This window comes from Paenibacillus sp. J22FR83 (assembly GCF_059691955.1).
In genome coordinates, this window is record NZ_JCAUAM010000008.1 from 179,748 (window position 1) to 199,587 (window position 19,840).

At 48.5% G+C, this 19,840-nt stretch carries 17 protein-coding genes; 11 read left to right on the plus strand and 6 right to left on the minus strand.

The window, feature by feature from the left end; translation table 11 throughout:
* Positions 1–241: 241 nt before the first annotated feature.
* The 3 genes from AC58PV_RS16275 to AC58PV_RS16285 all read right to left on the minus strand — a co-directional run bounded on the left by AC58PV_RS16275 (position 242) and on the right by AC58PV_RS16285 (position 3,155).
* Positions 242–784, minus strand: a complete 543-nt coding sequence (locus tag AC58PV_RS16275; protein WP_497433265.1) for a C40 family peptidase — start codon at positions 782–784, stop codon at positions 242–244.
* A gap of 266 nt (positions 785–1,050) precedes the next feature.
* Complete coding sequence (locus tag AC58PV_RS16280) at positions 1,051–2,415, minus strand: sensor histidine kinase (RefSeq protein WP_497433266.1); 1,365 nt, start codon at positions 2,413–2,415, stop codon at positions 1,051–1,053.
* Positions 2,412–3,155, minus strand: coding sequence for a response regulator transcription factor (locus AC58PV_RS16285; RefSeq protein WP_497433267.1), 744 nt, complete (start codon positions 3,153–3,155; stop codon positions 2,412–2,414). The genes AC58PV_RS16280 and AC58PV_RS16285 overlap by 4 nt, the downstream gene beginning before the upstream one ends.
* A 268-nt stretch (positions 3,156–3,423) precedes the next feature.
* Between AC58PV_RS16285 and AC58PV_RS16290 the strand changes: the two genes are divergently transcribed.
* A complete protein-coding gene (locus tag AC58PV_RS16290) occupies positions 3,424–3,747 on the plus strand; it encodes a hypothetical protein (RefSeq protein ID WP_497433268.1) in 324 nt (107 codons plus the stop codon).
* 92 nt (positions 3,748–3,839) lie between these two features.
* On the opposite strand, the gene AC58PV_RS16295 is transcribed toward AC58PV_RS16290, so the two are convergent.
* Complete coding sequence (locus AC58PV_RS16295) at positions 3,840–4,805, minus strand: aldolase catalytic domain-containing protein (protein ID WP_056610687.1); 966 nt, start codon at positions 4,803–4,805, stop codon at positions 3,840–3,842.
* 168 nt (positions 4,806–4,973) lie between these two features.
* Here AC58PV_RS16295 and AC58PV_RS16300 point away from each other — a divergent pair, with 168 nt between their 5' ends.
* The 10 genes from AC58PV_RS16300 (at position 4,974) to AC58PV_RS16345 (ending at position 17,890) form a co-directional block, all read left to right on the plus strand.
* Positions 4,974–5,825 carry an inositol monophosphatase family protein gene (locus AC58PV_RS16300; RefSeq protein ID WP_497433269.1) on the plus strand — a complete coding sequence of 284 codons (852 nt, stop codon included), beginning with the start codon at positions 4,974–4,976 and terminating at the stop codon, positions 5,823–5,825.
* Positions 5,826–5,959: 134 nt separating this feature from the next.
* Complete coding sequence (locus AC58PV_RS16305; RefSeq protein ID WP_497433270.1) at positions 5,960–6,376, plus strand: BRCT domain-containing protein; 417 nt, start codon at positions 5,960–5,962, stop codon at positions 6,374–6,376.
* A gap of 831 nt (positions 6,377–7,207) precedes the next feature.
* Entirely contained in the window at positions 7,208–7,999 is a 792-nt protein-coding gene (locus tag AC58PV_RS16310; protein WP_497433271.1) for a hypothetical protein, read from the plus strand.
* 545 nt (positions 8,000–8,544) lie between these two features.
* Positions 8,545–10,248: a sensor histidine kinase gene (locus AC58PV_RS16315; protein WP_497433272.1), complete on the plus strand. Its 1,704-nt coding sequence runs from the start codon at positions 8,545–8,547 to the stop codon at positions 10,246–10,248.
* 4 nt (positions 10,249–10,252) lie between these two features.
* Entirely contained in the window at positions 10,253–11,812 is a 1,560-nt protein-coding gene (locus AC58PV_RS16320; RefSeq protein ID WP_497433273.1) for a response regulator transcription factor, read from the plus strand.
* Between the two features lie 145 nt (positions 11,813–11,957).
* Positions 11,958–13,127: an acyl-CoA dehydrogenase family protein gene (locus AC58PV_RS16325; RefSeq protein ID WP_497433274.1), complete on the plus strand. Its 1,170-nt coding sequence runs from the start codon at positions 11,958–11,960 to the stop codon at positions 13,125–13,127.
* A gap of 27 nt (positions 13,128–13,154) precedes the next feature.
* Entirely contained in the window at positions 13,155–14,504 is a 1,350-nt protein-coding gene (locus AC58PV_RS16330) for an ABC transporter substrate-binding protein (protein ID WP_497433275.1), read from the plus strand.
* 75 nt (positions 14,505–14,579) lie between these two features.
* The gene (locus AC58PV_RS16335) at positions 14,580–15,494 is read left to right on the plus strand and encodes a carbohydrate ABC transporter permease (RefSeq protein ID WP_497433276.1); all 915 of its coding nucleotides are present in this window, start codon (positions 14,580–14,582) and stop codon (positions 15,492–15,494) included.
* Between the two features lie 8 nt (positions 15,495–15,502).
* The gene (locus tag AC58PV_RS16340) at positions 15,503–16,348 is read left to right on the plus strand and encodes a carbohydrate ABC transporter permease (RefSeq protein ID WP_497433395.1); all 846 of its coding nucleotides are present in this window, start codon (positions 15,503–15,505) and stop codon (positions 16,346–16,348) included.
* 186 nt (positions 16,349–16,534) lie between these two features.
* Positions 16,535–17,890 (plus strand): dicarboxylate/amino acid:cation symporter, encoded by a 1,356-nt coding sequence (locus AC58PV_RS16345; RefSeq protein ID WP_497433277.1) that lies wholly within the window; start codon positions 16,535–16,537, stop codon positions 17,888–17,890.
* Positions 17,891–17,963: 73 nt separating this feature from the next.
* Here the strand turns inward: AC58PV_RS16345 and AC58PV_RS16350 are convergent, their stop codons facing one another.
* A complete protein-coding gene (locus AC58PV_RS16350; RefSeq protein WP_497433278.1) occupies positions 17,964–18,122 on the minus strand; it encodes a hypothetical protein in 159 nt (52 codons plus the stop codon).
* A 380-nt stretch (positions 18,123–18,502) separates the two neighbouring features.
* Positions 18,503–19,762: a BaiN/RdsA family NAD(P)/FAD-dependent oxidoreductase gene (locus AC58PV_RS16355; protein ID WP_497433279.1), complete on the minus strand. Its 1,260-nt coding sequence runs from the start codon at positions 19,760–19,762 to the stop codon at positions 18,503–18,505.
* Positions 19,763–19,840 lie beyond the last annotated feature (78 nt).

The following is a 19,840-nucleotide window of genomic DNA, read 5'->3' on the forward strand; positions in this document are numbered from 1 at the left end:
CGTCCCGATGAATAAACCCTACAAGGCCTTTACACAAACTTCTTGACGCTACCGCCAATAATGAAAATAAATGGATTTTATGTAGCTAAATTCAGCATTTACGCCTCAATCAGGCGAATAGTCCAATATTAACTGGAGAAAATCCAGCTAATAGGATTTTTCACGCAAAAAGAGCCGAAATAGATGGAGGTTTTCCATCTATTCGGCTCAAATCAATTATTATGTGGTTGCAGTTAACCTACTACAGCACGCGACGTGCTGTCATATAACGGGAAGACCACGTGCCACTGTGAATATCGGTGATACGTACGCCGCCGGCGCCGTAAGTTTGAAGAAGTTTGTTATTACCCATATAGATGGCTACATGGTGAATGACGCCCGGTTTACCTGGGATCGAGAAGAACACCAAATCGCCGACACGCAAGTTGCTGCGGGATACATATTTACCTACACGTGCTTGTTGCTGAGAGGTACGCGGCAGGTTAACGCCTACTTTTTTAAATACATATTGTGTGAAGGAAGAGCAGTCAAAGTTACGCGTTTGACCGGCAGTTGCTCCGAATTTGTATGGTGTTCCTAAATATCTTTTACCAATAGAGATGACTTGGCTGCCTCTCGAAGTTGAGGTTGCAGACGCTGTAAGCGCTGTAGAATTGGTTACTTCAGAAGATGTAGCGGCTTCTGCTTTCCCTGGTGCACCCGCTGCAAGTACTGATAATCCTATAGAAACGGACAATGCCGTAACGACTAGTTTTTTGTACCAAGTTTTTTGTGGGTTTTTCATGGGGTATGCCTCCTTAGAGTTTTCGCTGAGTTATCGCCAATCTATCTTGCATGGAAGACATGGTAGATTCAATTGAATATTTGCAAGTATAGAATCTTGGTCAGTTGACTCTTAATTTGAGCAACCTTGCGATGTGGTTGTCCACTTGAGACTCAGTATAGCAGATGAAAATTGCCCTAATAATTACCATGCAACCTTTTAAATAGCGCTATATCTAGGGGAAATCCCAATTCTGAGAGAATGATGAGAATCCCCTTATAATGTTCTTATTGACAGGATTGTGGAAGCGTTACAACGGCCGTGGAGCCTAGTCCTAGACTACTTTGGAGTTCGATATGTCCTTGATGCTTTTGCACGATATGCTGGGCAATTGCAAGCCCGAGTCCGGCTCCACCTTGTTTACGATTCCTAGCTTTATCAGACCGATAGAAGCGGTCAAAGACGTGGGGGAGATCCTCCTCCGCGATGCCGATACCTTGATCCATAACTTTAATGATCACCTGTTTTTCTTGCAAACAGACCCGAATATCGACGATCTTCTGACTATATTTTAAAGCGTTGTCTATTAAAATGATAAGCAATTGCCTGATCTGATAGGGATCACCAGTCATCGGCAGTTCCTTCATATTATGCTCGGACTGTACCCGAATCTCACGGGAAGAAGTAACGCGGAGAGACGCGGCGGTTTGCTCTACCAGCGGGATCAGGTCGAAAGTTGTATTCTGCTCACAATTGGTACGGTTGGTATTCGTGAGCGATAGTAGATTTTGCGTGAGAAGCTTAAGCTGGGCAGATTCAGCGACGATGGCCTCAAGTGCCTCTTCTCGCAATTGATCATTGCTGGAAGCCCATCTTCGCAAGAGACTTGCGTAGCTTTCAATAATGGTGAGCGGGGTTCTAAGTTCGTGAGACGCATCGGCAAGGAATTGCTCCTGTTTACGAAACATGTCTTGCAGCCTGTCGATCATGCGATTGAAAGTGGTGCCAAGCATCATCAGTTCATCATTGGCTTGATTGGCAGGCAGCGTGATATGACGGAATGACCCGCTTTCCTCAATATTTTGCATCGTAGCGATGAATTGTTTGAGTGGTCGAAACAGCACGTTCGTATAAAAATACCCCCCAATCAGAACCAAAATGAGCGCACCAATGGAAGTCAGAACAAGAATGGAGATTAACATTTCCGAATACATGCCGAGCCTTCGCAGACTGCGTCCTATTTCTAAGAGTGCTACTTGTTTCCCATCTTTGAACACGGGTGTCCGAACGAATAATAGTATGCCGTCCGCATCGGTGACTAAAGCCTCAGACGCCTTAGTCGAGTAGCTTGCTGGGTAGCTGGCAAGATTCGTATCGGAATAGATCTGATGGGCAACCTTGGAGTCAGGTGTAATATAGCGCAGCATCTCTTGGGGGATGAGGAGTTCATCCATCTGCATGTTATCTTTCCAATACTCAGGATGGTTAGGGAGATCCTTCAGCAACAAGGCGCTAGCTTTATCCTTCAAAAGGTCAATTTCCCCCTTCGTTGTCACCCGGATAAACATGTAATAGACGAAGGTAAAGCTGAAGAATAGGACTATCATCAATCCGATCGATACCCACAGCGTAATTTTTAGTCTTAGACTCATACGGACTCCTTCCCATCGGGGGGAGGGGAACTGCCTTCTACTTCTGTCTTTTCACACTTAATCAAATAGCCAATCCCACGAATCGTCTGAATCAGCTTGGTGGTGAAGGGCTTGTCCACTTTCTGACGTAAATAACGAATGTACACATCGACTACATTGGTATCTCCGATAAAATCATAGCCCCACACATCGGTGATAATTTGTTCCCGCGTCATGACCTCATTCTGATGCTGAATCAGGAAACGCAGCAAATCAAACTCCGTTGGCGTCAGTTCAATGGCAGTGCCCTCACGAGAAACCGCGCGGCTCTTCAAATCCATCGTCAGATCATCGATTCTCAGCAAATGATCAAGTTCGGGCGTTTGCTCTTGCAGACTCTTTTGCCGAAGCAGACTACGTATGCGAGCTAGCAGTTCCACGGTGGCAAAAGGCTTCGTGACGTAGTCGTTGGCTCCCTGATCCAGCCCACTGACACGATCGGGGATCGCATCGCGTGCCGTCAGCAGAATCACGGGGAGAGAAGCATTGACCTGCCTGAGGCGTCTGAGCACCTCAAGTCCGTTGAGCTCCGGGAGCATAACGTCAAGAAGGATGAGATCCCATCCTTCTTCGCTTAAGGCAGCTTGAAGTCCAGATCGCCCATCCCCACAAATAAGTACCTCATAGCCCTCATGCTCAAGCTCAAGCTGCAACACACGGGCAATTCGTTCTTCATCTTCAATTAGCAAAATGCGGCTCATAACGGCTCGTATTCACTCCCAAAGCCGTTGCATACAGGCAGCGGCACTTATTTGTAAAGATTCGCGCCTCGAAAGGACGCTCTGGCGCGTGATACCACCGACGAGCGAATGATCTTACTATTTTCAGATTAGGGGTAAAATATCCTTCCTTGCCTTTAAATACCTGACATCCCACTGAATAGCGTGGTGAAATCGTCCATTAGCCTAGTCCACATGACCCGATACCGACATAAAATAAATCCATAGACGGAATGAAGGAGTAGAACCTATGAGCATATCTCCCAAAAAGAAGGTGCGCATCAAAGTTAAACACAAGGTAGCTATTTTACTCCAAGATCGTGATGCTACAGCTAAAGTTTATATGGAGATTCTTGGAGATTTAAAATCACGGGAAGTCATAACGGAAGCTATAAAACGCTTAGAAGATGGGTTAATCTATACCGATGAGAAATGCACGATACTAATTGATAATGATTATATTGAAGTGGTTCCGAGAAGGAGTCTCAGTCGTAAAGATGGGGAGGACTTCATTTTTTTAATCGATCGGGCTTACGCAGAGAATTATGTGGTTTCGGCAAAAATTATCAAATAAAGGTTGGCATGAGGCGCAAAAAAACCCTAGTCGAGCAGTCAGGAGTTATTCTTTCCTGAACTGAACGAATAGGGGTTTTTGAGGTTATGCTATTATTTCTTGCTTGCGGATGGGAATGTTTCTACGGAAGTCAAACGATCGTAGAAATCAGTGAAATTATTTCTCTCAGCCGAGTCAAGCAATGCCATTGCTGTGCGAGGGTGCTCGTCTAGTGCTCCGACGATCATGTATGGAATGAGGTAGCCCCAATCCCATTTCTCACGCATTGTGATCATATGCTTCTCGATGATTTCAAGCACTGGACGTACATCGTAGCGTGCTCCCTTAAGGTGGCTGAGCAACAATTCAGTTGTACAGTTACCAGCAGCGCGACCCATACCGTACACGGATGAATCCAAGAACGTTACACCTTTGGATGCGCCTGTGATCGTGTTTGCGAAAGCAAGCTGCATGTTGTTGTGCATGTGCAAGCCTAGCTCCTTCTCAGGAAGCAAGCGCTGGAATTTGGATACAAGGTAGTCAATATCCTTGCTGCCCATGCTGCCGTAAGAGTCTACGACGTAAACCACATCAACTGCGCTTTTGTTGATTTCTTCAAAAGCTTCTGTTAATTCGTTCTCCATTACGTGGGAAAGCGCCATGATGTTCAGGGATGTTTCGTAACCCATGTCATGGAATTTCTGAACAAGCTCAAGACCTTTATCAACATCCTTGATATAACAAGCTACGCGGATCAGGTCAAGTAAGCTGTCTTCACGAGGCAAAATGTCTTTCTCATCCACACGTCCGATATCAACAAGAGCGGATAGTTTTGTATCTGTTTTTTTGGTGATAACATCACGCAAGAAGGATTCGTTTAGAAATCTCCAAGGGCCGGATGATCCGCCTTTAAGTAGCTTTTCTGAATTCTTGTAACCAATTTCCATATATTCTACGCCGGCAGCGCTCAAGCCGCGATACATATCTTGGACAAACTCCACGCTGAAATCCCAATCGTTCACTAAACCGCCGTCTCGAATCGTACAATCTAAAATCTTGTGTTGATGATGCTTTACCATACTCGCAAATGCCCCTTTCGACAGCTCTTGTCGCCTTCTGATTTTGCTATATTATCACTTATGAAGAGGTGGCTTGTCAATGCAAGCGTAGGCTTACGCCCAACTTTTCTAGGCAGGATATGGTAATATGAAGTGGACAGAAGTGAACAAGCGAGGGGGAAGCACGGAATGAATCGGAACGAATGGACATTAGCAAGAGAAGTGGCTGTAGGCGCGGCTGTGAAAGCAGGGGAATTGGCCAAGAAACGATTTGGTGGTCAATTCCTTCTTGCGCACAAAGATGAGCGCGGCGATCTCGTGACAGAGGTGGATGTACAGGCGGATCGTCTCATCGTGGATGGCATCTTGAGCGTGTTTCCGACCCATCGCATCTATAGTGAAGAAGCGGGCGAAGGTGGGGCTGCGAGCGATTGGGTGTGGCATGTCGATCCCTTGGATGGAACGAATAATTATGCATTAGGCCTTCCCTTGTACGGTGTTTCTATTTCATTGAGCTACCAAGGCCAGATAGTACTGGGAGTCGTGCATGATTCCGCAATGGAACACACTTACGTGGCGGTTCAAGACGAAGGTGCTTGGCAAGGCGACAGGAGGCTGCTAGCGAGTCCTAGCGGTGCGTTGGCGAAGTCCAGTGTTTCATGGATTCAAGGGCATGCTGTGACGAAAGACGATCAGCGGGCTTTAGCGATTCGACATCATTTGGAGTATTCGGTCAAAAGAGTAATGCGTCTATGGGCCCCGTCCCTTGTATGGGCGATGCTGGCCAGAGGCGATCTGCACGGGGTTGTTTTGTACAATTCCGAAGGGGAAGATCTCTATGCGGGCTTGCTGCTTGCCCAGGAGGCTGGTGTGAAAATAACGGATTTCGCGGGTAATCCGGTTGCTTTGCTCGGTGGCACGGCAGTCGTTGAGGAGGCCGTTGGGGACGGAGCCGTCTATTTGGTCGCAGCAGTGCCTGCTTATCATGCAGAGCTGCTCCAGCTCGTGCAAGATGCACTCGTGAGGACGGCGACGAAATAGGGTTCCGAATAGGATTGGAACAATTGGTCAAACCTAAGGGCAGACTTTCCATTTGAGCAAAATAAACGGCTACTCAGCCGATTTATGATGTGAAACAAATACATTCTTGTGTATGTAAGAGAGGATGCTGTTAGATGAAGGACTTTGTTCCTATCTTTTTTGAATTTGGCCAAACGAGAGATGCGCTGCTGGCATTAGACACCCTAGAGGAGCTTGGCTACAAGCCGGAGCTGCTGGAAGGGGAGCGCGCAACCCTGCACATTCATCTTGATGAGCAGGAGATTACGTCGGCGATCGAAATCGCGCAGTCCCACGGCGGGCGACTCGTGGATCGGCCGGAGGTGCAGTCCGAGCAAGCCACCTTCGCTATGGCGTATGACTTGGAGGGCTCCATCCGCATACCGGCCCACACGGTGAATGAGGATTGGTCCGACAGCTACGCCGCATCAGCAGAGGTCACGGATCACGATGCGGTGCCGAGCGATGATGAGGCGGCTTTCGATCCTTCGGCGGATGACTATAATCACTTTAGCGCCGGTATCCGTATTTAACCGGCGGTTGAGGGGAGGGCAGAGGCTGCGGCTGGATAGAGCGCGGCGCGGCTAGCCCGGCTAATAATATGGGCTCGAGGGCTGGATCCTCGGGCTTTTTGGGGTTCGTGTGTGGAATAGATGTTTATGTTTTTTATACAGTTAATTCCAGTTGTTTTCCTCCAAAAACCAGAATAGATGGATTTTCTCCAGTTAAATTCAGCGATTTGCGCCAGCATGCTCAAATATAGAAGAATTAACTGTATGTTTTCCATCTAAACCTAATATGGAAGGGATATCTCATGAAATAGCTGTAGATTTTCCAGTTATTCCTTGCTAATCACCTCGAAACTTGCCCGAACCACTCAGCGTCAGCCCCAAAAAACTAATTTGTCCCAAACATTCCTCCGCGCACCCACAATCCATCTTACGCCAAACGTTCCCTATCGCGCCCCAAACTAGCTTGTCTCAACCACTCAGCATCAGCCCCAAAAAACTAATTTGTCTCAAACGTTCCTCCTCGCACCCCACAATCCATCTTACGCCAAACGTTCCCTATCGCGCCCCAAACTAGCTTGTCTCAACCACTCAGCATCAGCCCCACACAATCCATCTTACGCTAACTACTCTGCATCTCCCGGCGAATAAATGAAGTTTCTCTTATGGACTAGTGCCGATTGCTTAGCATTGTTATTGTTAATGTAGAAGTAAATATCAAACAGTGGATCTCTTGCGACAAGTGAAGTAGGCGATAGGAGAAGAATTTCTAAAGATGTTGAAAATAAAGTAACTTTTCACTCCTCACTTACGTTTGGAGTAATATGGAAGCATATCGAAGAAGGAGTGGTTATCATGGGATGTAGGAGAAAGGTTGCCATTGCTGTAGTTGTGGTCAGTTTGGCCGGAGCGCTGGCAGGTTGCAGCGCGAAATCAGCCAATCAGGGGGGCACCAGCACCAGCCCGACCCCGAGCCCTACCATACAACCAACCGCGAGCGTTACTTCGTCGCCCACTCCAACACCAACGTTGGCAGGGTCGCCTGTGCCCGCAACGGCAACCCCACAACCCTCGGCGACACCGTCGCCGAAGCCTTCGCCAAGCTCGAAGCCGCCTAGCTTCACTACTGCGGATGATGCGAAGAAAGTCATCGAAGCTCGATCCCAAGAAGTGATAGCCGTACTGAAAGAGAAGAATATCGAGAAGCTTGCTACGCTAGTACATCCGAAGAAAGGTGTGCAATTCTCGCCCTATTCCAATATTCAAACAGCGACAGACATTCAAGTGCAAAGCAGCAATCTTGCCACGCTATGGGCTAGCTCGAGTCTTACGAATTGGGGAACGTTCGATGGCTCAGGTGACCCGATTGACCTTACTTTTCCAAATTACTGGGCTAAATTTGTATATAACGCCAACTTTGCCGCCGCCCCACAGATTAGCTATAACACCATAATTGGCAAAGGCAACATGATCAACAATGTGTTCAGCATCTATCCTGCGGCTAACTATATCACCGTTGAATATCATTTCCCTGGCTTCGATCCGCAGTATCAAGGGATGGATTGGACCAGTTTGCGACTAGTTTATGAATACACAGGATCACAATGGTACTTAGTTGCTATCATCCATGACCAACATACGATGTAATAAGGCAAGACGAACGACACCAGATGTGATCGTTAGTCTTTTCTGGCACGTTAGGTTTATATGTTTTGTGTGTTGGGGTAAGCGATGCTTACCCTTTTTTACATTTGCGCGGGTACGCAGGTGGCAAAAATGCAAAAGAGCATCCTTCTCAGTAGATTTCATTCCAAAAGAGGTAAATACATGCAAAAAGGCATCTTTTGGGGATGGAAATGTCCAAACAGCGCTAAAAATGCAGAAATGGATGCCTTTTTGCATCTATTTTAGTTGAAATCGAGTATTTACTAGAGAAAAGTTGCCTTTTTGCATTTCTCATTCTATGGAAAGTTGCTGATGGTTCGGCAAACCTGTCTATTCGCGGGAGTGGGGGTGGAAGGAGGAGGCTGGCTGCCTCAAAACGTGATAATCCTAATAGGTTGGCCGATACTTCTTCACAATTTAAATACCAGCCTAGCCGGTTTATCGGGTTGGCGTTACTCCGATTAATCCCACAGACACCGATATGAATAGGTGGTATAATCTGCATAGGTGAGGAGTAGTGGGATTTGATGATAAATTGGAAAATCAAACATAAACTTTTTATATTTATTTTAGGTGGCGTATTGGCCTCCAGCGGGTTGGCATGGCTCTTTGTTCAACAGTCACATCAATTGTATGAGCAAATTATTTATCGCGAAGCGAGCGACAAGTTTTATTTATTTTCAGAAAGGATGGAAGAAAAACTGAGAGAGGTCGATAAGCTCTCCATTTCAATTTTGTCGGATCCGGATGTGCAAGGGGATTTAAAGAAAATGAAAATGTCTCCTTCAGCCTATGAAGCCTTCGATGCCGCGAATAAGCTGAAACGCAAGCTGCTTACCTATCATCAGACCGATTTCTCCGTTTCTTCCATTACGATTCTAGATGCCAACGGGAATTTGCTTAGTGCCGGATTCAACGCCTCGAGCATCAATGATAGGAATAAAGAACGATATCGACAACTTGCGAATGGAGGGAATGGGGCGAGCATCTGGGTCGGAGGTGAAGAGGGGGAAGAAACGTTCTATACAGTTAGAGATATCCGGGAGATTGCGGATTTGAATCTGGAACGTCTGGGCTCGTTGATGATCGGTATCCAAGCTTCGAAGGTGATGTATGCTTCAAGCGAGCGGCATGGTAACTATGATTCCATGTTAATGGTGGCTACTGGTGATCAAGTGCTGTATGCAAGCAATCGGGATTTGCCCGTACCGACTGACCGAAAGAACGGCTCTAGCATTGTCGAAATTGACGGCAAAAACTACTTATCCGCGCAATTTACATTCACGTATACAGGCTGGACGTTTGTTCATTTTATTCCATATGATGCGGTATTCAGTCATGTCAAAATGATGAAGAACTGGCTGCTGGGATTGTACGTCTTTCTAGCGATTGTGTTGTTATGGCTGGGTATGCGCTTCTCCCTTAGTATGACCCGTCCGCTCGAAGCGTTAACACAACGTATCAGTTCGGTTGAGAAAGGAAATTTTGTATTAAGCGAACCTTTTAACCTAGTAAAGAGGGATGAATTTAGTGTTTTAAATCGTAATTTCGATAAAATGACGGAGCGTCTTGATGCACTCATTAAAGAAAACTATGTGAAACAAATTCAACTCAAGGAAGCGGAGTACGAGGCACTGAAATCCAAGGTAAATCCGCATTTTTTATATAATACGCTAGACTCTATTCATTGGATGGCCAAAGGCTACGGCCACACGGATATGGCGCGGATGGTTAAGGCGCTCGGCGATATGCTGCGCAACGCGATTAGGCAGAAGGAATTTGTTGCGTTACGCGAGGAATTGGCTCATTTACATAACTACATTACGATTCAGCAAATCCGTTTTGAAGAGCGGTTGGTTTACGGCACGGACATAGAAGAGAATGCCCTCGATCTCTATGTGCCATGGATGATTGTGCAGCCCATTGTGGAAAATTGCTTGAAATATGGCGTTGACGCTGAGACAGGACGTTGTGAGATTCGGTTAACCGTGGGGATCCAAGAAGATCGGCTCGTGTTAACTGTACAGGACAAAGGACCAGGCATTCACGCGCAACTGAATAAAGGTGATTCTACGGGGATAGGTCTATCTAATATTCATGAGCGTATTCAATTATGGTTTGGTGACCCCTACGGGATTGAAATGGAACGGGGACATATACAGGGAGCTGTCATTCGCGTGGTGTTGCCCATTTTGCCGAGTATACCAAGAGAGAAGAGAAGCAAGGGGTGAAACGATGAGTACTTACAAAATTTTATTAGTGGATGATGAACGAATTATTCGGGAGGCCATTGCCAGAACGGTTGACTGGGAGCAGCTTGGACTTGAGTTGATTGGGACAGCGGCAGATGGGCTTCAAGCGTGGGAACAAATCGAGGCATTGAGACCGGATATTATTCTGACGGATATTAAAATGCCACGTCTGGACGGCCTGGAACTCATCCGTCGGACGAAAGAGCAACAGCCCGAGGCGCGATTCGCTGTGCTGTCAGGTTATGATGAATTCGATCTTGCTGTAGGGGCGATGAGCATGGGCGTGAAACATTATCTGCTCAAGCCGTGCGATGAGCAAGAGATTGGTAGAGCGCTGGGCGAACTCGTCCGTGAATTGGACGAAACACGCCGCCGTGACCAACTGATCGTGGCCGCTCACAAGGCGGACGAGTCAAGAGCGTCAGAACGTGAGCCGCTGCTCGCGTTACTGCTGGAGGAGCCCCTAGCCGAGGACGCTGCTGAGCGTCTGCGGCTAACACTACAGCTGCAACGCCAGACGAGGCTTCGCCTCATCTTCGTGCAGTGGGAGAAGATCACCGCTTGCCAGGAGCTGCGCGTTCGTGAAATCGCCGCAGCGCAGAGCGGGCCTGGCCGACCGCTCGGGCTAAGCGCTGTAGCCGGGAATCGGCTGCTTGCGGCCGTGGCAGATGCGGGGCTTGCGGAAGCCGTAGCAGCGGGATCTCGACTGCGCGATGAGCTTCAGAGCCGCTGCCCAGGCTTGCAGCTCACAATGGCGGTCAGTGATGCGGGACCGCTGGATGAGCTATCTCAGCTGTACCACGACGTGCAGACCTATGCGGCCTTGGCCTTCTATCTTGGTGCGGGCGGCATTGCCACGCGTGAGCTTGTTGAGCCGCAGCGGGCAAGGAACGCTGTGCCCGAAGCGGCCAGCGGGGAATTAATCGCAGCCGCACTGCGTATGGGGGACATGGAGGGGGCGCGCTACGAATTGGCGGTTTTCTTCCAGTCGCTTGCTGCAGCCCGCAACGAACGCCACACGTCACTCAGTTTATGCTTGCAACTGTTGACCACATTGTTCAAGGAAGTCCCTGTGGAGGAGCTGCAAGGCAAGATAGCCAAACTGCTGAGCTTGCCTACACTGGGTGATATTGAAACTTACGTTGCATCCGAAATGGAGCAATGGGGAGAACGCTTCGGCGAGACGCAGCGAAATAAGGGAACAGCCATAGTGCTGCGGATGAAGAGGCTGATTGCCTACCACTTAGCCAGTGAGGATTTGTCGCTGCAATGGCTGTCGCAACAACATATTTTCATGAACGCGGAGTATTTGGGGCGCTTGTTCCGCAAGGAGACAGGCGAGAAATTCTCGCAATATTTGACGCGCCAGCGGATTGAGACCTCGAAGAAATTGATTGCCACGGAGACGGAAAGCAAAATGTATGAAATCGCTGCACGCTCCGGCTTTGGTGGCGATCAACAGTATTTCGGCAACGTATTCAAGAAATATACAGGCTATTCACCGCTTGAATATAGAAAGAGCCTAACAGAGAGGGATCACTAGTACACGTTAGTGTGCTTTGATTTCTCTCGGATTTTCACAAAAAAAGTATCGGATTTTTCTATATGGGTTTGCCGAGATCAGGTATATACTCATTTTAATTCCTAGTATTCATATGTGTTTTAATGCAAAAGAGAGGGGGAAGGAGATGACGAAGGACGGATTTATTCGGAACCAACGCGAAGAAGAGATTGCGGCCCGATCGGATCGATTGGCCGAGCGCTTCGCAGAACGGTCAGCTCAGCATGACGCCGAGGGCAGTTTCCCTTTTGCCAATTTCGAGGATCTACAGGATGCAGGCTATTTACGGCTGACACTGCCCCGGATTTATGGCGGAGAAGAGGCAAGCCTTTACGAGCTTGTGCTTGCGCAAGAACGACTTGCACGCGGCGATGGATCCACAGCCCTAGCTGTTGGTTGGCATGTCGGGCAATTGTTGCAACTTCGCACTACGCATGCTTGGCCTGAGGCGTTGTTTGCATGGTTTTGTAGAGAATCGGCTGCCAATGGGACGCTGATTAATCACTTGGCGTCGGAGCGGGCAACAGGGAGCCCAAGCCGTGGTGGAAGACCGGAGACGAAGGCAGTTGCCACGGATAAGGGGTGGCTGCTGAGCGGGCGTAAGACGTATAGCACACTAAGCCCTATTCTCACGTGCTTTACGGTTTCGGCGGCGATAGAGGGGACAGAGGAAACCGGCGAGTTTTTCGTGCATACCGGGCCAGGGGTTCGTGTGGAAGAAACATGGAATACCCTAGGCATGCGTGCGACAGGGAGTCATGACGTCGTGCTGGAGAACGTATTCGTGCCAGACGAGAAGTTAGTGAGCCGTTCGGGTTCACCACGCAAGGAGAAATTGCCCGATGCTGGGGGATGGCTGCTGCATATCCCTGCTTGTTATATCGGGATTGCGTATGCCGCCAGGGATTTTGCCATCCGTTTCGCGCTGAACCATCGGCCGAACAGCTTGCCCGGGCCGATTGCAGATCTGCCGAATATCAGGCGTCAAATCGGTGAAATGGAAGTTTCGCTGATGACGGCACGGACCCTGCTGTATGCTGTTGCAGACCGCTGGGACCGAGAGCCAGAACAGCGAGCTTCCCTCAAGCCAGAGCTTGGATTGGCCAAATATGTGGCCACCAACCAGGCGATCTCCATTGTGGATACCGCGATGCGTATCGTAGGAGCTGCGAGTTTATCCCGTGCGCTGCCATTGGAGCGCATGTATCGCGATGTACGGGCAGGGCTGCATAATCCGCCAATGGACGATTCTGTGTTAAGTGGGCTAGCGCAACAGGCATTGAACGACTGTAAATAATTTTCTAAAAGGATGGGGATTCCGACGATGAAACGAAAAATAACAGGTTTAACATTTGCTTTGACTGCTGTAGTGGCCTTAGCGGGTTGCGCCAATGGCAACTCAAGCAGCTCAAGTGCTCCTGCTGCGACAGCGGCTGCCACAACTGCGGCAACAGCTGGGGCTACGCAGGCACCGGTCTCTAAAGATCCAGTTACCTTGCGCATGACCTATTGGGCAGGCTCGCAGCTGACGGTAGACCGGAATAATGCTGTCGTACAATTGTTCCAGAAGGCGTATCCGAATATTAAAGTCGAGGCCGAATATTATGCTGGCGATGCGTATTGGGACAAAATGAGCGTGCTCGCAGCTTCAAATAATCTGCCAGACGTAATCCGGATGGACTATTCGAAAATTACGAATTTCGTTAACAAAAATTTGCTTTTACCCCTCGATGACTACCTGAAGGACAAAACGATTAATCTTGATGGCGTCAACCCGATTCATAACGCGGGTGGTCGTTTCAACGATAAGCAATATGGCATCAACATCGGTAATAATGCACTGGTTATGTTCTATAACCCGGAGCTGCTTGAGAAAGCTGGCGTCAAACCACCTGGGGATAACTACACGTGGGAGCAATATGAGAAGGATTTGCGTACGTTCAAAGACAAGCTCGGCATTTTCGGGGACACGCACCTGACCCAATCGCACTTCAGTGTCTGGCTTCGCCAGCATAACAAGACGCTTTTCAGCAAGGGGCAAGATGCGCTTGGTTATGAGGACGATCAGCTCTTCATTGATTTCTTCAAGCAGCAGCTTCGTTGGCAAAAGGATGGGCTCGTTACGCCGCTAGGCACAGAGCTTGAGGTGAAGAGCTTGGAGGATGGCCCTTTCACGAAGGGGCAAACTGCTTTCGGAGGCTTCGGGTATTGGAGCAACCACGTGGATATCATGGAGAAACAATTGAAGAAGAATGTAGGGTTAGCACCGTATCCGGGCGATGGCAAAGGCATGTATATTAAACCGTCCTTCTTCCATTCCATTTCCAAATCTTCCAAGCATCCGAAAGAGGCGGCGCTCTTCATTGATTTCTATACGAATAACATTGATGCAGCCAAATCACTGAATGCCTACTTCGGTATGCCGTATAATCCTAAGGTCATTCAAGGTATCCAAGATACGTTCACGGAAACACAGAAGCGCGTCGTTACCTACCTAACGAATGTTGAGAAAACGGCTTCAGCTATTGATGCTCCGGAGCCTGCGGCTGGTGCGGAAGTGAATAAAGTGTACAAAAACATAAGTGACGAAATCCTGTTTGAGAAAATAACGCCAGAAGATGGCGCAAAGCGATTCCGTAAAGAAGCGAATGCGATTCTTGCAAAAGGGAAGTAACAGTGAAGAGAAGCGCGGGGGGAGCTAACGTACTCCCTGCGTTTTCGCTTTGTACAGAAGAAGGGGGAAAGTAATATGGGGCAACCTGCGCGAAGAAGGAAGCTGCGGGATTATAACAATGCTGCGGGTTACGCGTTCATTTCGCCATGGCTGATTGGATTCATCCTGTTTTCCGTCGCACCGATGATCGTTTCGCTTGCGCTCGCATTCACCCAATATGATATTTTATCACCGCCTGAATGGGTGGGGCTACGTAATTTCAAGGAAATGTTCACGGAGGATCCGAGGTATTGGAAGTCGGTGACAGCGACACTCCTGTTCGTGTTTATTGCTGTTCCGCTACGGCTGTTGTTCGCGCTCGCAGTGGCGCTGCTGTTAAATACGAACTTAAAATTTCCTGCCTTGTTCCGCTCGGCCTTTTATTTGCCAACGCTGATTGGCGGAAGTGTCGCTGTCGCGGTGATGTGGCGTCAACTGTTCGGCGCTCAAGGCGCGGTGAATTCCCTGCTGACAGCGGTAACCGGCCATGCGTTTCAGACCTCTTGGATTACGCATCCGTCGACCGCGATCTTCTCGCTTGTTGTGCTTGCAGTGTGGCAGTTCGGCTCAGCTATGCTCATCTTTCTTGCGGGACTGAAACAGGTGCCGAAGGAGCTGTATGAGGCAGTAACCGTGGATGGAGCAGGAACGTGGCAGCGATTCCGCTGGATTACCCTGCCCTTATTAACGCCTGTTATCTTTTTTAATCTCGTGATGGGGATCATTAACGGCTTCAAAGTATTTACAGAGGGGATGCTCGTTACGGGCGGAGGGCCTTTTGATAAAACGTTATTCTATGCCTTATACGTGTATGAGAAATCATTCCGTTATTACGAGATGGGCTACGGGTCCGCTATGTCCTGGGTGCTGCTCACCGTGATCGCTTGCTTCACCGCTGCGCTGTTCGCCACATCTCGCAATTGGGTGCACTATGAAACGAGAGGGGAGTAAGCCGTATGCTGATTAAACGACGTCGACACTTGTACATAGTTCTCAGATATGCCTTCACATCCATCTTTGCTCTGGGCATGATGTACCCGCTGCTATGGATGGTGTCCAGCTCGCTGAAAGATACTAGCGAAATCTTCATTCATGCGCATCAATTGATTCCATCCCCATTCAAGTTCGCGAATTACACGAACGGGTTCAAAGGATTCGCAGGAATCTCATTCGTTGTTTTCTTCAAAAACTCCATCATCATCACGTTCTTCTCCGTCATCGGAGCCGTCCTTTCATCCCTCTTGACCGCTTATGGATTTGCGCGAATTCGGTTTCGCGGAGCTGCCATTTGGTTCGCTTGCATGATGACGACGATGATGCTGCCGCATGAGGTGCTGACGATTCCGCAATACATCCTGTTTCAGAAGCTAGGGTGGATCAATACGTTCAAACCATTAATCATTCCATCTTTCTTCGGCGGGGCTTTCTTCATCTTCCTGCTTATTCAATTCATGCGTGGCATCCCGAAGGAGTTAGATGAGTCGGGTAAAATCGATGGGTGCGGCGTATTCGGAATTCTGATACGAATTCTTCTTCCGCTGCTGGTATCTCCAATCATCACGGTGTCGATCTTTAAATTCTACTGGACATGGGACGATTTCTTCAGCCCCTTGCTATACCTCAATTCACCGAAGCTTGCTACAGTGGCGTTAGCCTTGAAAAACTTCTCAGACCCCACGATGCAAACCGATTGGGGAGCCTTATTCGCCATGTCCGTTCTGTCGCTTGTCCCCATACTGCTCGTATTTGGCTTCTTTCAGAAGTATATGGTTGAGGGAATCAGTACGACGGGGTTGAAAGGATAAGCTGGACGGATGTACGCGAAATTTCATGGATGAAGATCTAAAACCGAATCGACCCTCGTATAAATAGAGGGAATGTTCGGTTTTTCGTGATAATTGGAAATTGGTACCATTGACAGCTAATGTGAGTTGTCATATATTTATCACAATTAAACCGAGTTATCTTATAGGGATTAGGAGATGTCCATCATGCAAAACAACTTAGTTAGTGCATTTCAAACAAACTGGGTCAGTTTAGTCGTTTCTTTAGTAGTGATCGGATTTATTTATTATCTAGGCAAAAAGAGAGTCAGTTTCGGGAACCGCGTATTCATCGGTTTGGGACTTGGTATCATCGCAGGGGTTATTTTCAATCAGGCAGGTCTGCAATTCAAGAGTGTTAGCACGATCGGAACGATTTACGTCAACCTGATCAAGATGCTAGTTATGCCGCTGGTATTTATTCTTGTTATTAATAGTATTTCGTCGTTGTCCAACATGGCTCAACTTCGTAAATTGGGTTTCAAAACGATTGGTTGGTTCCTACTTACAACAGGAATCGCAGCATTAATCGGTCTACTTGTAGCATTAGCGATTGATCCAGGTAATGGGATCGCACAAGCAGTTCCGAAGGATTTTAAAGCCAAAGAAATTCCGACGTTCTCCCAAGTTATCTTGGATCTCGTACCATCCAATCCAATTAGCGACATGGCGAGTGGTAAAGTTGTACCGGTTCTCATCTTCGCGATTTTCGTTGCTGTAGCGATCGTATCCGTAGGTTCCAAGAAACCAGAGGCTGTAGCATCTGTGAAGGCGTTCATTTCCTCAGCTGCGGCTGTTATGCATCAAGTTGTTAAGTACGTAATTCGTTTGACACCTTACGGGGTGTACGCTTTGATCGCGGCGATGGCAGCTAAATATGGTTGGGAAACGTTAGAGCCATTAGCTAAAATCATTCTGACTTCCTACGTGGCATTGATCATCCACTTCGTCTTGGTATTCGGCGGCCTTGTGTTGCTGATTGCGAAAGTGAACCCAATTAAATTCTTCAAAAAGGCTTACCCAACGATCGCTGTTGCTTTTACAACACGTAGCAGCTATGCAACACTTCCTGTGAACTTGGAAGTTATCACGAAACGCCTTCGCGTATCACCGCGTATCGCAAGCTTCGTGGCACCGCTTGGGGCGACGATGAACTTCAACGGATGCGGCGGGGTTTGGCCGGCGGTTGTAGCGATTTTCGTAGCCAAAGTATACAATCTTCCACTAGGTATTTCTGAGTATCTATTGTTAATCTTAGTAGCAGTTATCTCCTCCATCGGGGTAGCTGGTGTACCAGGTCCTGCATCCATTTCAACAACGGTTGTATTGACTGCACTTGGCTTGCCGCTTGAAGGTATGGGTCTAGTTCTAGGCGTAGAAGCATTGATCGACATGGGTCGTACAGCAGTAAATGCAACTGGAACAACTGTTACAGCATTGCTTGTAGCAGAATCCGAAGGCGAATTCGACCGCGCTGCGTTCGATCGTGACGAGGAAGAAGAATTGGAATTGGCAACTGCTTAATCCATAAACATGAAGAAAGACGAACAGCACCTTGGGTGTGTGTTCGTCTTTTTGGTTTGTTTGGGTGTATGTCCTACAGCCGCGGAAATACATAAGTAACCAAGAAATACAGCAGTCCGAAAATGATAATGATGTACGCTGCATATTTGATAAAGGTTGATGCGACAAGTCCCTTGTCGTATTTTTGCTCAATTCGCTTCTGCTCAATGTCTACGCTTTTTGTAGGCTCCATTGTGTTCAGCTCCCTTGAATGGTATGGGTGATCTCTATACCAAGTAATACCCGCGCGGGTGGAGAATGAATCACCGGGGACCTCGACATTTTTGCACATTCTAGTTACACGTTGTAGCTTCCCCAGGCTTCCCAGCAGCATTAGATGGAAAATCTACAGTTAAACTAGCTGAATTCGCTCGATATTTCCATTTAAATGGAAAAACTCCAGCTAATTCTGCGTCATCTCGTCCATTTCGACGATGATGGGCATAATTAGCTGGAGGAAATCCAGTTATTCTAGATAACTGGCGTTTCTTGAATGAAATAGCTGTAGTTTTTCCAGTTAATGAACGGTTCAAGAGTACCGGGAAGTGGGGTTTCTGCGGTACCAGGAGCCACCTAGTACCGCATCGCCGCATGCGTTCCCGCCATATAGCCTGTGGAGAATGCTGCCGTGATATTATACCCACCCGTGTATCCATGGATATCGAGGATTTCTCCGCAGAAGTAGAGTCCTTGAACCAGCTTCGATTGCATCGTGCTCGGGTCCACTTCTTTGAGCTGAATGCCGCCGCCGGTTACGAACGCTTCTTCCAAAGAAAGCGTCCCCTTGACGACAACAGGGAAGGCTTTCATGAGCTTGCACAACTCCAGCCACTTCTGTTTCGGAATGTTGTCATACGTTAGTTGCTCATCCAGCTCCGACTTGGCGAGCAGCAGTGGGATGAGTCGCTCGGAAAGCAGGGGCTTGAGCACGTTTTTGATCGCTTTCTTCGCGTCGCTCTTCGCGAGCGCCATGCTCTCGCTGTACAGCTCGTCGGCGCTGTGCTCAGGGAACAAATCGACCGTGACGAGCACTTCCTTGCGCTCGGATTTGTTCAGTTCTTTCACGACGAACTGGCTGCAGCGCAGCGCGATCGGCCCAGACAGGCCGAAGTGGGTGAAGAGCATATCGCCGCGATGCGCGATAATCGGCTTCCCCTTCGCGTTCAGCACGCTGAGCGTCACGTCGCGCAAGGACAATCCTTGCAGCTCGCGGCTGCGGATGAAGGGCTCCTTCGAGGTTAGCGGAACCTCGGTCGGAAACAGCGGCGTGATCGTGTGCCCGCCCGCCTCAGCCCAGGCATACCCGTCTCCGGTGGAGCCGGTATGCGGCACGGAGCATCCGCCGGAGGCGACGATCACAGCGCGGCTGCTAATCGTCTCTCCGCCCTGCAGCTGAACGCCGCTTACGGCGCCGTCTGCATACAAGACCTTTTTGACCGGACTGTTGGTCCGGATCTCCACACCCTGGCGCCGCACTTGGCCGATCAACGCGTCGACGACGGTTTTGGCCTTGTCGCTGATGGGAAACATCCGACCATTGTCCTCTTCTTTGAGAGGGATGCCGAGATTTTCAAAGAAAGCAATGATATCCTTATTCCCGAAATGGGTGAATGCACTATAAAGGAAGCGCCCGTTGCCGGGGATATGCTTAATTAATTCATCCATGTCTTTGTTGTTCGTCACGTTACATCTGCCGCCACCCGAAATGCCGAGCTTGCGACCGAGCTTATCTCCCTTATCGACGAGCAGCACCCTTGCGCCGTCCCTGCTGGCAGCTATGCTGGCCATTAAGCCAGCAGAACCTCCGCCGACCACAATTACATCGTATGCCATACCAAACTCCTTGACTCATTTTTGCAAATTGTATCATTAATTAGAGCTAAACCCAAGTAGGATGAGTATTTAGCTTAG